Annotated in this window: 4 protein-coding genes; all 4 read left to right on the plus strand. The window is 57.2% G+C overall.

All coding sequences use genetic code 11. The annotated features are described in order from the left end of the window. The first annotated feature begins 471 nt into the window (after nt 1–471). Nucleotides 472–11874, plus strand: coding sequence for an SdrD B-like domain-containing protein (locus tag ACYVI1_RS02645; RefSeq protein ID WP_460906406.1), 11403 nt, complete (start codon nt 472–474; stop codon nt 11872–11874). A 1362-nt stretch (nt 11875–13236) separates the two neighbouring features. After that, nucleotides 13237–15105 carry a tetratricopeptide repeat protein gene (locus tag ACYVI1_RS02650; RefSeq protein ID WP_460906408.1) on the plus strand — a complete coding sequence of 623 codons (1869 nt, stop codon included), beginning with the start codon at nt 13237–13239 and terminating at the stop codon, nt 15103–15105. Between the two features lie 79 nt (nt 15106–15184). After that, nucleotides 15185–15412, plus strand: a complete 228-nt coding sequence (locus tag ACYVI1_RS02655) for a DUF559 domain-containing protein (RefSeq protein WP_460906436.1) — start codon at nt 15185–15187, stop codon at nt 15410–15412. Further along, complete coding sequence (locus tag ACYVI1_RS02660; RefSeq protein WP_460906438.1) at nt 15381–15599, plus strand: endonuclease domain-containing protein; 219 nt, start codon at nt 15381–15383, stop codon at nt 15597–15599. The genes ACYVI1_RS02655 and ACYVI1_RS02660 overlap by 32 nt, the downstream gene beginning before the upstream one ends. Nucleotides 15600–15708: the final 109 nt, after the last annotated feature.

Raw genomic sequence — 15708 nt, forward strand, 5'->3', positions numbered from 1 at the left:
TTTATTTACAAGTTAAGTATCTAATTAAGTATTTTTGTTACCATGAGCTAAATTTGATGTAATTAATTTCAAATAAGATGCCAATTGATAAATCCAAGTTTACCAATATCTTTTTTGTTAACATGTTTGTCATTTTAATCAGGAGTTTTGTTGGCTAAATCCTGCTGTTCATGCAGTTAAAAATAATTTCAGTGTTTTTGGCATTCTGTGGTATCTGGTTTGACATAGCCGTTTGCGGCATTTCAATCACCAGTGAGTACGCTAATCTACTAATAGGTACTTTCTGGCCCAAATATCCTCGATATGAATCCAGAATCTATCGAAAACCAGCTTCTTAGAACCCTATTTGCCCATTTTACAGGTTTCCTGTTTAAAAAAGGTGTGCTGTGGTATCGAGTAGTAGAGCCAGGGCCTATGCCTGTGTCTTGCAATGAAGGGATCGGCATCAGAAACAGGGCTGCTAAAATTAACATGAACCGGCTGTTTAGCCGCTCAATTCGAGGTAAAGCAGCCGGTTTAAGTTTCATTGGGCTGTTGGTACTGGTGAGCCAACTGGCACAAGCACAAACGTGCCCTACCAAGGCCCAACTGGCGGTGTCACCAGCCTCGCAAACCATTTGCCAGGCTGGTACCATTGATTCATTCACGGCTACCGTCGTCAGCAATACCGTTACCAGCCAGCAGTGGTATATAACCAACGTAACTGGTACCTCCTTTACAACTATCAGCGGGGCTACCAGCCTGACCTTCAGCCCGGCGGTTGCCCAGCAACCTGCCGTTGGCGCTACCCGTTACTACGCTATTATTGGCCAAAATGGTACCGTTGCCTGTGGCGATACGGCCTACACCAGCCTGAGCATCCGGCCTACGGTCACGCTCACCTTCACGGCGCCAGCCAACAACGCCCAGCTTTGCGGCAACAGCACGACGACCTTCACGGTCACGAGCAACGCCGTTGCTCCCGACAGCATCCGCCTTGTGTACTTCGACGACCCGCTCACAACGCCTGCCGACGCCTACACGGCATCGGGCACGGAACTGGCAACGGTGGCCTCGACATCGGCTACAGGCAACAAAACACTGACGTTCAGCAATGTGCTGCTGCCCGACAACCTTAGCGGAGATAACGACACCATCACGGTCTATGCCCTGTTAGTATCGGCATCGGGAGCCTGCCAGCCCGTTGCCCAGCGCACGATTATTCTCCGGCCCCGGCCCGTCACGTCGATTGCTGTCGACCCACTGGTCTGCCAGGGTACGTCGGCCACGCTGGTAGCGTCGGGAGAAGCTGGCACCACCTACCGCTTTTTGCTCAATGGGACCCCCATCGCGGGAGCCGCCGGAGCCGCCAATCCCTACATCACGGCGGCCATTAACACCACGGCAACGTATGGTGTGCTGGCTACCCTGAATACCTGCGTATCGGACACGGTCGAGGTTACGCTCACGCCCGTTCCCTGCACGCCTTGTGTGAGTACGACGACCAGTCTGGGCGGGGTAGTCTACCGGGATTATAACAACAACGGGGTCAACAACACCGAAACCGGTTTTGCTGGGGTGACGGTCACCGTTTCCCGCTGCGATGCCACCGGTGGCAGTGTGCAGGTGGCGCAGGTGCAGACCGACCTTAAAGGTCAGTACAGCGTGACGGGCTTAGTGGCTACGACCGATTACCGCGTCGAATTCAGCAACCTGCCCGCCGATTTTGAACCCACAGCACGGGGCAGTCAGAACGGCACGACGGTTCAGTTTACCCGCCCTGGTAGCTGCTCCATCAGTCTGGGGTTAAACCAACCCTTCGATTACTGCCAGACGAATCCGCTGATGGCAACCAGTTGTTATGTCAATGGCGCCAGCACCAACACAACGGCTCCACTGGACGTACTGATCAGTTTCAACTACGACAACTCCGGTACAACCCCCAACCCGAACCACTTAGCCAGCAAAAACGAGATTGGTTCAACCTGGGGGCTGGCCTATGACCGCTATACGAAACAACTGTTCTCATCCACATTTCTGAAACGGCACACGGGCATCAAAGACAATGATGGCAATGGGCTGGCCGACTTAGGTGTCATTTACGTCACATCCAACCTGACGGCAACGCCAACCAATGCCGTTTGGGTCGATTTGGCCAAAGCGCCCTATAATCAGGATTTAGGCACCCTGCCCAACGATGCCGGTCGTGGCCTGGGGCTACCCACCGCGCCCAATGCCGATCCGCTTGCCTTTACGGAAGTCGGCAAAATAGCCTTAGGCGACCTCGACATCAGCGAGGATGGCAAAAATCTCTGGACCGTTAATATCAATCAGCACCGACTGCTGAAGATTGCCATCAATCCCGATGGCTCAGCGGGCGCATTGACCAGTTATGACCTGCCGATACCCTGCGCGAGCCTGACTAACAAACTCTACATTAATTCGGGCAATAATACCGGCGGGTTTACGGGTGGTTTTGGGGGCGACGGCTTCTTTATAAACGGCGCGGTCGTTGCCACTGGCCGACCGGGTGTGCCCTATTCAACGGCGCGTCAGGGAACGTCGGTACAATACCGGGTTTCGGTGCCTAATGGCAGCTATTCGGTTGTACTTTACTTTGGTACAAACATAGCCCGCAACCAGACCAATACCGTCGAAGCCACAACGCAGGCTCTGACCTTACCCGCCAATCAGACCGCTACGCAGACCTTTACTGTAGCGGTAAGCGATGGCACACTGGATGTTAGCCTGAGTGCCGTAACGGGGACGGCGTCCATTGCCGGTATCGAGATTACTTCCCTTGCCGGTGCGACATTGGGCCGGGAACACTACGCGTTTGGCACTAAGTACTACAATGGAGCCATGTATGTGGGCATCACCTGCAATGCGGAATTCAGCCAGAACCGGAACAACCTGCAAAGTGTGGTCTATCGCCTGCCCGATGATGGGTCAACCACGTTTACACCGGTCGTTACCGTTCCCTTAACCTACGCGAAAGGGCGAAGTCACAATGGCCCTTGTGGTACGCAATGGCTCCCCTGGTTAGTCAACACAAAACCCGTTAACTGTAATGATAATTTAGCGGCCTATCCCACGCCCATTTTATCCGATATTGAATTTGACGTGAACGGCGACATGATTATGGGCTTCATCGACCGGGCCGCCCACCAGTGGGGGTATCTCAACTACTATCCGAATGGAACCCTGAGCGAAGAATATGCCGACGGAGGGGATGTTTTGCGGGCGCAGTATCAATCGCCAACGAGCTTTATTCTGGAAAACAATGGCCGGGTTGGTGCCCTGACGGGTGCTCCCAATAACAATCAGGGTCCTGGTGGCGGAGAGTTTTATTCCGGTGAGCAGTTGGCTATTGCTCACTTCGAAACGTCGCTCGGTGGGCTGGCCCTGTTGCCTGGTCGCAATGAACTTGCCTTAACCGGCATGGACCCGGTTAATATCAATTCGCAGGGTGTCTATTATTTAAGCAACACGAACGGAACCAGAGCCGATGCCTATCAGATTATAAATGCCACAACAGGAAACCGTGCCTTTTTTGGTAAAGCGGCTGGTTTGGGCGACCTGGAACTGTTCTGCGATATCGCCCCCATCCAGATTGGCAACCGCGTCTTCCGCGACATCAACCGCAACGGCATCCAGGACCCCTGCGAACCACCCATTGCCGGGGCTGTCGTCGTGCTCTATGATGCGGCTAAAACAACTGCACTGGCCAGCGTAACGACCAATGCCGCCGGGGAATATTACTTCGGTTCGCCGGGCAGCACCTCGGCCAACTCGACCTCGTCGGTTTCTACATCGGCCTTATCCTACAGCACAACGTATGGCTTAGTCATTACGAGCCTCGGCAGTGGCACAGCCGCTACCGGCCTGACCCTGACCGACGTATCTCCCGTAACACCGGGCGAAAGCGGCACGACCAATTCGGGTACGACCCAAATCAACAACGATGCGAAAGTCGATGTGGTAGGCGGTATCAGTCGCCCCTGCATCCGGCTCACCACCGGCGGGCCGGGCGAGAACAACCATACGTATGATTTTGGCTTAGCCCCCTGCATACCACCGTCCCTGACGGCATTGGCCAGCAGCGGTACTGTATGTCTGGGCAGCGCGGTCACGCTTACAGCCCAGGTCAGTCCGGCGGGTAGCTACACCTATACCATGAGTGGTCCGGCAGGTGTTACCCTATCGACAACGACCTCGGCAACGGCAGTAGCTACTAATTTAGCCCTGGGGCTGAATACTTTTACCATCACCGTGGGCAGTAGTCCAACCTGCTTCACTACCGCAACCGTCAGCGTATCGGTAGTAGCTCCGCCGAGCGTGAGCCTCACCTCGGGCACGGTATGCGCCGGGCAGCCCGTCAGCCTGACCGCGTCGGGAGCTGGAGCGGGAGCGACCTACGTCTTTTCGACATCGGGTGCCATTGGCAACATCTTAACCATTACCCCGACCGTAACAGCCGCCTTCACCGTGACAGCCACCACCGCTGGGGGTTGCTCGGCGACGGCCACCGCCACCGTCACGGTTAATCCCCTGCCTGTGGCCACCCTGACCCAGAACACCTCGGTGTGCATCGGTCAACCCGTCACCTTAACGGCCACCGGAGGAACGAGTTATACCTTCAGCACGGGCTTAGTCAACACCACCGGGCTGCTCACCTTCACCCCCGCCAGCACCACCGTCATCAGTGTCACGGTGGCTAATGCCAGCGGGTGCCGCAGCACGACTACGGCCACAGTAACGGTCAATCCGCTGCCGGTCGCCACGCTGACCCCGGCCACCATCTGCGCCGGTGAAACGGCAACGCTGACGGCCACGGGTGGAACAAGTTACACCTTCAGCACCGGCCTGACCAATCTGACGGGCTTGCTCACCCTGACGCCCACCAGCACCACCACTATCAGCGTCACGGTCGCCAGTGCCAGCGGGTGCCGGAGTACGACCACCGCTACCGTCACCGTCAATCCGCTGCCTACACTGGTCACCAGCGTATCCTGCGTGGGTATTGCTACCTACACGGTCTCCTTCACCACCACCCCCGGTGCGGTGGTGACCACCTCGACCGGTATCATCGTGGGCAACACCGTCGTGGGCATCACCTCGGGCCAAAGCGTTACCCTGACCACCACCCTCAACGGTTGCAGCGTCTCGACTCAACTGGTTCAGAACTGTGCCTCCAATGCGGCTGGTCTGGGCGACTTTGTCTTTGAAGACACCAACCGGGATGGCACCCAGGATGCGGGCGAACCCCCCATTCCCAATGTCACTGTCACACTCTACCTCAACGGGGTAGCCTCGGCCACCACCGTCACCAACGCCAGCGGCCTGTATAGTTTCACGGGTCTGACGCCGGGCAGCAGCACCTCCTATTCAGTAGGCTTCACCACGCCCGCCAACTACACCGCAACCGGAGCCAATCTGGGGGGCGACGATACCGAAGATTCGGACGCCCTTCCGGCCACAGGCCGCACCCAGAGTGTGACCTTGGCCAACGGCGAGTTCAACCCGACTTTAGATGCGGGCTTCTTCCTGATTCCGGCCCGTTTAGGCGACTTCGTCTTTGCCGACAATAACCGCAACGGTATCCAGGATGCGGGGGATACCCCCATCCCTAACGTGATGGTGACGCTGTTGAGCGGCACTACTGTAGCAGGTATCACCCTGACGGATGTAAACGGTTTATACAGCTTCACGGGCTTAACACCGGGCGTACCTTACTCGGTGAGTTTCACCACCCCAACGGGCTACTCGGCTACGCTTCAGAACATTGGCCCCGACGTTACCGATTCGGATGGCAACCCGGCCACGGGCCTGACGGGCACCTACAGCCTGACACCGGGTGAGAACAACCCGACCGTAGACATGGGCTATTTCCGACCCGCCAGTCTGGGTGACTTCGTCTTCGTCGATACCAACCAGGATGGGGTTCAGAACGGGGGCGACACGCCGATTCCGGGCGTGATAGTGACGCTGCTGGATGGCACCAACACGCCCATCGCCAGCACCACCACCAATGCATCAGGTCTGTACTCGTTTACGGGCCTGACACCGGGTGTACCGTATTCGGTCAGCTTCACAACCCCGGCGGGCTACTCGGCCACAGCACCCAATGTGGGGGCTAACGATGGGCTGGACTCTGACCCGGTGGGGGGCGTAACCGCGCCGGTGACGTTAACCTCCGGGGAGAATAACACCACCCTCGATGCAGGCTTCTACCTCCCCTGTTCGCTAAGTGCGACGGTGACAGCGGGCGTGTGTGCTTCGGCTACCAACACCTATTCGGCCACGGTAACGGCCACGGTGCTCAACCCATCGGGCGGTCAGACACTGACGATTTCCAACGGAGCCATCAGCCAGCCCTTCACCACCACAGGGGGTAGTTCCAATACCTTCACGGCTATTTTCAACGGGCTGACCTCCGACGGAGCCTCGCATAGCATCACGGCTACCTTACCCGGTTGCGGCTCGGCAACGGCCACCTACACCGCGCCGGTTGCCTGCTCGTTGACCCCCGTCTGCACGATTGTGCCGGTGGTGACACCGGGTTTGTGCGCCAGTGCCACCAACACCTACTCAGCTACGGCGGTTGTCCAACTGACCAATCCGCCAGCGGGCGTACTGACCGTGAGCACAGGTGGACAAAGCCTGACGACCACCATTACGGGTGGGTTAAGCAGCTTCACCTATACGGCTCTCTTTTCGGGTTTAATCTCGGATGGGGCTTCGCATACAGTGACGGCTTCGCTGCCCGGCTGTGCCGACCAGAGCGTGACCTATACCGCTCCGGCCAGTTGTTCGGTGGCCCCCGTTTGCTCCATCAGTGCCACAGTCAGTGTGGGCCTGTGTTCGACGGCCACCAACACGTTCTCGACCACGGCGACCGTCACCGTCACCAATCCATCTGCCGGTACGCTGACGGTCCTCGACGGAGCCATCAGCCGCACCTTTACCACCACGGCGGGAGCCTCCAATACGTTCACTGTTATCAACACGGGCATTACCTCCAATGGCAGTGTACACACGGTAACGGCCTCGGTGCCCGGCTGCTCCTCGGCGACGGCGACCTATACAGCGCCAGCCAGTTGTACGATAGCCCCGGTCTGTTCAGTGAGCATTACGGCCACGGCCGGTGTCTGTAACCCGGCCACCAACACCTATTCGGTAACAGCGGTTGTGACGGCACAGAATCCAGTGGGTGGGGCTACCCTGACAATTTCCAATGGCGCCATCAGCCAGCCCTTCACTACTACGGCGGGCACCAGCAATACCTTCACCACTATTTTCGCCGGGTTGCCCTCGGATGGAGCCAACCACATTCTCACAGCCAGCCTGCCAGGGTGCAGCACCGCGACGACCCTGTACACGGCTCCCGTAAGTTGCTCGGTGGCCCCGGTTTGTTCGGTGGGCACGCCGGTGATTACCCCCGGTGTCTGTAATTCGGCCACCAACACCTATTCAGTAACCGCAGTCGTAACGATACAGAACACAACAGCGGGCGTCCTGACGGTGACTAATGGCGGCCAAAGCCTGACCACGACCGTAACGGGTGGCCTGAGCAGTTTCACCTACACGGCCATCTTTATTAATCAGCCTTCGGATGGGCTTACCCAAACCCTGATGGCCCTACTGCCGGGTTGTGGTTCGCAGAGTGCAACGTATACCGCACCCGTGAGCTGTTCCGTAACCCCGCTTTGTGCGGTAGGCACGCCGGTAGTAACCGTTGGCCCGTGCTTAACGGCCACCAACACCTACTCTACCACAGCGGTCGTGACGGTCCAGAACCCCACTAATGGCGGTACGCTAACCATTTCCAACGGCGTAACGAGTCAGCCCTTCACGACCACAGCGGGCACCAGCAACACCTTCACGATGGTCTTTACCGGCTTGACCTCCACGGGTGCCAGCCAGACCATCACGGCCAGCCTGCCCGGTTGCGGCTCGGCGACGGCTACCTACACGGCCCCGGCCAGTTGCTCGGTGGCCCCTGTCTGCACCATCAATCCGGTGGTCACCCCCGGCCTCTGTAACGCAGCCACCAATACCTACTCGGCCACCACGGTGGTTCAACTGAGCAACCCCCCGGCGGGCCTGCTGACGGTGAGCAACGGGGCCAGCAGCCTGACGGCGACCATTGCCAGCGGGCTGACGACGTTCACCTTTACGGCGACCTTTAACGGGCTGACCTCCGACGGCTCGCTGCACACGGTCGTGGCCAGTCTGCCCGGCTGCGCCAGTGCGACTGTGAGCTACACCGCCCCCGTTGCCTGCTCGGTAGGTGTAGCCATTACGGTTACGCCGGGGGTCTGCAACACGGCCACCAACCAGTATGACCTGACGGGCATGCTCTCGCTGACCAACGCCACAGCCGGCACAGCCACCATCACCGACGGGACTTCGGTCACTACGGTGTCGATCCCAGCCGGGGCCACCTCCGTAGGGTACGCTCTGAGCGGCCTCAATAGCGGTACGGGTTCGCATACAGTTACAGTCAGTTATGCGGGAACAGGGGCCAGCGTCACCTACACGGCTCCAGCCTCCTGCACGGTGCTGGATTTAGCCCTGACGAAAACGATACTGGCGGGTCAGTCAAGCACCGTCACGGCAGGCAGCAGCGTGACCTTCACCATTACGGTTGTTAACCAGGGAACGGTCCCCGCAACGACCATCAGCTTAGTCGATTATATTCCGGCAGGGCTAACCCTGAGTGATCCCAACTGGACAACGGCCGTTAGCGGCAGCGGCACCATCGCCACGCTCAACACGCCCATTGCTAGCCTGTCGGCGGGAGCCTCCACAATCCGCACCATCGGTTTCACAGTCAATGCGGGGATAACGGGGCAGTTCGTTAACCGGGCCGAAATCAGCGGCAACAGTGGTGGCAACGACATTGACTCCAATCCTGACAGCGATCCGGCCAATGACGCGGGTGGCGCACCTAACTCGCCCGCTGATGATGTTATCACGGGCAATGGTACCGGTACACCGGGCGACACTAACCCGGCTACAGATGAGGATGATGCCGACCCGGCTCTGATTACGGTCATTCCGGCTCCGGCCTTCGACTTAGCCCTACGGAAAACATTAGCGCCCGGTCAGGCCGCTTCGGTTACACCGGGTAGTAGTGTAACCTTCACCGTCACGGTCGTCAACCAGGGCAATGTATTGGCCAGCACAATTAATCTGGTCGACTACATTCCGGCGGGACTAACCCTGAGTGATCCCAACTGGACAACGGCCGTTAGCGGCAGCGGCACCATCGCCACGCTCAACACGCCCATTGCCAGCCTGTCGGCGGGAGCCTCTACAACCCGCACCATCATCTTTACGGTGAACACGGGCGTGACGGGTGAACTGGTGAACCGGACGGAGATCAGTTCGGCCACGGGTGGCACGGATGTCGACTCTTCGCCGGATACCAACCCGGTTAATGACGCGGGTGGGGCAGCGAATTCGGGGTCAGACGACGCTCTTAACGGCGACGGCACCGGCACACCAGGGGGTAGTACTGCGGCTACGGATGAGGATGATGCCGACCCGGCTATCATTACCGTGACGCCTACGCCGGTCTGCTCCATCAATCCCGTGGTAACTGTCGGTCCGTGCTTAACGGCCACCAGTACCTACTCCACCACGGCAGTGGTCACCTTAGCCAATACCACAGCCGGTATTCTTACAGTGACCAATGGCACCCAAAGCCTGACCACCAGCGTGGCCGGGGGTCTCACCAGTTTTACCTTTACGGCGGTCTTCAATGGCTTGCTCCCGGATGGTAGCAGCCAGACCATTACGGCCAGCCTGCCCGGTTGTGATACCGCCACGGCGACGTACACATCTCCGGAATCCTGCTCGCTGGGTATCGCCCTAACGGCCACGCCGGGTACCTGCGAAACGGCCACCAATGGCTACATCGTAACGGGTACGCTCTCCCTGACCAACGCCCCGGCAGGCACCGCTACCCTCACTGATGGCACGGTTAGTACCACCCTGGCCGTGACTACAGGCACCACCTCGCTGCCTTACAGCCTGAGCGGCCTGAACAGTGGCACGGGTTCGCATACAATTACGGTGAGTTTCGCCAGTCAGGTAGCTTCGGTGACCTATACGGCCCCCGTTTCGTGTTCGGTGAATCCACCCTGTTTGCTGAGTCTGGTTATCACACCCGGCGCGTGCAATACAGCGACGAATCAATATTCGCTAACTGGCTCGGTGTCGGCCACGAATGCGGTGGGGAGTCAGGTTGTGACGGTGACTGATGGCGCTATCAGCACAACGGTAGCGCTAACCGGCAATGGTCCCACCAGCTTCACCCTTATCGGACTGAGTAGCGACGGAGCTTTCCATTCCGTAGCCACTTCGGCAGCCACTTGTGGGCTGGCCAGTCAGACCTATACGGCCCCGGCTTCCTGTACCGTAGCTCCGGCCAGTTTAGGCGACTTTGTCTTCGCCGACAACAATGGCAACGGGGTTCAGGATGGCACAGATACCCCCATTCCGGGCGTGACAGTCACCTTACTGGATGGACTCAATACCCCCATTAACTCCACCACAACGGATGTCAATGGTCTCTACTCCTTCACGGACTTAACGCCAGGTGTCCCCTATTCGGTCAGCTTCACCACCCCGCTTAACTACTCGGCCACTACGCCCAACGTGGGCAATGATGTGACGGACTCCGACCCCGTGGGGGGCCTAACAGCCCCGGTCACGCTGACCTCGGGCGAAAACAACACCACCCTCGATGCAGGCTTCTTCCTGCCGACAGCTCAATTAGGTGACTTCGTCTTCGAGGACAGTAACCGCAACGGACAGCAAAACACCGGTGAGCCCGGCATACCCAATGTGAGCGTGAGTCTGTTAAGCAGTGGCACCGTAGTGGCCAGCACCACCACCGAGGTCAACGGCCTGTACTCCTTCACGGGCTTGACCCCCGGTGTTCCCTACAGCGTCAGCTTCACGGCCCCAACGGGTTACTCGGCCACGCTTCAGAACATCGGCCCGGATGCTACCGACTCGGATGGCAACCCGGCCACCGGCCTGACAGGCGTGTACTCGCTAGCCGCCAATGAGAACAACCCCACCCTCGATATGGGCTACTTCCGACCGGCCAGTCTGGGCGACTTTGTCTTCGCCGACAACAACCAGAACGGCATCCAGGATGGGGGCGACACCCCCATTGCGGGCGTGACCGTCACCCTGCTGGATGGCACCAACACGGCCATCGCCAGCACCACCACCACTGTCAATGGCTTGTATAGTTTCACGGGTCTGACACCGGGTGTTCCCTACAGTGTGAGTTTCACCACCCCGGCGGGCTACTCAGCCACGGTATCTAATGCAGGCAATGATGTGACGGACTCCGACCCGGTGGGGGGCGTAACGGCCCCGCTCACGCTAACCTCGGGCGAAAATAACATAACGCTGGACGCGGGGTATTCTATTCCAAAGGGCAGCATCGGCTCGATTGTCTTTACAGATGTCAATCGAAACGGACAGCGTGATCCCGAAGATGGCGGCATTGATGGGGTAACCGTGCGGTTGCTGCGGGAAACAACACCGGGCAACTATACAGTGGTATCGACCACGATAACCTCGGGCGGTGGGCTGTATCTGTTCCCGAATCTCCCGGCGGGTACCTATGTGGTCGAGTTTGATAACACGACGTTACCTCCAGGCTATTTCATCAGTCCGAACCCCAACCGACCGGGTGTACCAGCGAACGTGAACAGTGATGCCGACCCCCTAACGGGCCGCTCTGCGCCGATTACACTGGTACCGGGTGATCCGAACCAGGCCAATATTCTGGCCATCGATGCCGGCTTGGAAACGAATTGTCCACCAGCGACGTGTGTGCCGCTGGTTATCAAACGGATACGATAATACTTACCTGCTTTTAAACGACAAAATCCACGGAGAAGTCCGTGGATTTTGTCGTTTAAAAGCGATTGTTATCGTGCGTTTTCATCCACATTCGACCCCCATTTGTGCCGTGTCTGGCTAAGCCGGTGTAAACGCGGGTATCGGCTGATTCACCGGCCATTCATTTGGCTTCTACCGGTCTATCGTATGCCATTTCGAAGATCAACCATCTTACTCCAATCATCCTGAGCACCCGCCAGATCATCTAAGCAATACCTAACCAGGCCCCGAATATGGTAAGCTTCGACATTCATAGGGTCTATTGACAACGCGTTATTACAAGCGGACAGGGCGGCCGTAAAATCGCCCGTCAGATGCAGGGTAGCGGCAGCGGAAAGATATTCTTTCAATCGGTCAGCGCTGGAGATAACTTGTCCTTCCGAAGTAGGTCTTCTCTTCCGAAGAAATCGGTCAAAAAATCGGCTAAACATAGAACGATTAAGGTTAACGCGCTTTAACTTCTCTCTAACAGTATTAGAAAAGCAACTCAACAGGGGCGATTGGCTGTAGTTTTTCGCTAAGCATCACCTTTATTTTATCCTTGAGGGTACAGAACCAGCAAAATCACCGACTTTGTTTATACTCCCTTCGTCATAGTAACAATCCTGTTAGTCGACGCAAAAAACCTATTGGTCTACTTTTTTTCACGCTACCACTTGTACTGGTTTATTTCGCCTTTGTTTATCCACATCCGCATTGAGTTAACAGGAGCATGAACAATAGTCAGACTTGAAAACAAACAATGTATAGATGGAGCAATTCATAGCGTGCAGAGACGTAGTAGGTTAACGGCAAGTTCTGAGGAGCCACACAAAAAAAAGACGGTTATTTACCCAAAAAGCCGTTGCAATGGCACGTTTTTTTGTGGTAAGGCTGAATATACAAAATCTGCCAACAAAAAAGATGCGAGTTAATACCCCGGATAGATGAAAATCCGGGCTTTTCGACCTATTTATTTGTCTTTGTGTAAGCTGAACAGATTCGTTTAAGGGTCAAACTGTGCTGTTTGGCCTGTTCTATTCTCAGCGGTTTCACGCGCCTTTTTAGCCTTTTCTGTTTGAGAGGGCTAAAAAGGCTGTTTGTGTTCACTTTAGTGCCGTTGGACCCATCAACGACGCTTTTCGTCATCTCCCCCTCGCCAGGACGAGTCTTGGCCAACATCTTGCCTACTGCTTTCTGCACAGTTTCAGGAAGGCAGCCGCTTACCTGTGTACCGGGTAATGGGCTGCCTTCTTTCCGTTTACAGCTTTTTTAGTTTCAACTGATCCGGCAACCTGGTCAGGACCTGAACAGTGCATCATACAAACGTGCAGTTCGCTGCCTATGAAAACATATGTACTCTGCTTTTTAGGATTTGCTGCCCTGTTGGCCTTTTGTCATCAGGTGCAGCAGAAAACCCTGGCCACCTATGCGCCGACGGGGGGAATATCCGCAGTCGATACGGCTATGGGCATGCCTATCCCGCTATGCCGGGGGGCCATTGCCCGGCTGTCGCCTACCGACTTACCTGCTCCCAGGCTATTGACGGGCATTGGTACAGTACATTTTACCATATCGTCCCGGTTGCAACGGCGCACCGCTGGATGGTCTAAAAATGCAACGTCTCAACGCTGGTTCGACCAGGGACTGAATTTGCTGTATGGCTTCTGGCATATCGAAGCCTACCGTGCATTCAAACAGGCCATTCAACTCGACTCTACCTGCGCCATGAACTACTGGGGTCTGGCCCTGTGCCAGCCCGGTTTTGCCTCCGAAAACAACGCCGAATGGACCCGCGCTATCGACCACGCGATGAGTCTGCGAACCAGCCGTAACATCCGGCCGCTCGAACGCGCCCTCATCGAAGCCACCGCCACGCTCACCCACAAAGGCCCCGATGCGGCTTTTGGGCAATTCCAGGCGCTGGCCCAAACATTCCCCGACGATGCCGACGCGGTGGCGATGGCCGCTATTTTCATGCGCCAGGCCAGCAAAGACATGAACGGACCCGTGGGCGATGCCATCAAGGCCAGTCTCGAACGGGCCATAAAAATCCACCCCGATCACCTCGGGCTGCTCCACCACTACATTCACCTGCTCGAACTCCGCCCCGACTTTGCCCAGGCCATCCCGGTTGCCCGGCACATGGTAACTTTGGCTCCCAACTCCCCGCACATCACCCACATGCCGGGGCATTTGTATTTCTTAGCCGGTCAGTACGACAAGGCCGCTGCCGCCTATCAACTGGCCCGCAATCAGGATGAGCAGTATCACGCCACCACCGTCATTCCGCGCGATGCTAACCAGAATTACCTCCATAACCTGCATTTCCTGGCCGTAGCCGAAGCTGAACTGGGCCACTACGACCAGGCCCTCGACGCGGCCAATGCCTACGCCAACACCACCCTGACCACTACTGCCACCGATGGCGGCTCGCTGATGCTGCTCTACGAAGGGCGCATCCTGCCCGCCCTGGTTCATATCCGTTTCCGGCAATGGCAAAAAGCAAGTGAGTACCTGACCTACTGGCTGGGAGTAGGGACGGTCCGGCGATCCGGCAAGGTGCAGGGAGCGGGGGACCGCACACCCCACGCGCCAGGCTCCCTGCCCCGTGCTCCCCGCTCACCGCTCCCCGACCCCCTGGTTCGCGCTTATCTGCAAGCCATGCTCGCCTACAGCCAGGGAATGCTGGCCACCGAAGGGGGCGATATAGCCACAGCCCAACAACAACTCACGCAACTTTCCAGCCTGATGCAACAATACACCCAGGCGGGGAGCCAGCAACAGGGCCACATGGCCTTCCGCTCCCTCAACGAAACCTACGATATCATGGACATAGCCCGGCTGGAACTAACCGGCTGGTTAGTGAACCGCCAGCCGGGACCCGACGGACGCCCGGCGCCCTTCGACGGACGAGCCTTTACCGAAGCGATGGAACTGGAGAAAGCCATCACCTACGACGAACCACCGAGACTGATGTACCCTGTAACCGAGAGCCTCGGTATGCTCCACTTTAGGAGGGGTGAAATCCAGCAGGCGCGGGATGCTTTCCAACTGGCCCTGGCCCGACGACCCAATAGCCCGTTGATTATGAAGTACTTAACGCAGACGATACAGCCATTTGCCCCCCGTCCCCCTGAAGGGGGTGAGGACCCGGCCAAAACCGCCGGAGGGGGCCAAGTCCTCACCCCCTTCAGGGGGACGGGGGGCTGAGCCGCGACGGGGGGTAAAAGCCAGCCGGAGTAATTCGGGGAGTAAGAGAAGTAAACTGTAAAAGCCGATGGCTACGGATATGTTTTATGGCGCAAGCCCGGAGATTTTTCGGAAAGCCAAAGAACTCAGACAGAATCTGACACCATCGGAACAGCGGATGTGGGAGTGCCTGAAAGAGAATCGACTGGACGGTTACCGTCCGCAACGGCGGCCCGGTCAAATCTCAACACCCGATTCAGTATTTCATCGCCGACTTCTATTGTCACGCAGCGAAACTGGTAATCGAGATAGATGGAGACATACATGATGAAACCGACCAACGGGAATACGACCTGAATCGAAATTACATGATGACCGAATTTGGTATCCGGGTACTTCGATTCACCAATAAACAGATTGCTCACGATATGGAAGCAGTGCTTAACACGATACAGATGGCCTTGCACGAATCGATTTACCCCCCGTCCGGCCCGATTTACCCCCCGTCCCCCTGAAGGGGGTGGGGACCCGGCCAAAACCGCCGGAGGCACTCGGAGTCCCCACCCCCTTCAGGGGGACGGGGGGTAAAACACAACGATAAACACAAACACAAGCCATAAACCA

Source organism: Spirosoma areae, from assembly GCF_054781775.1.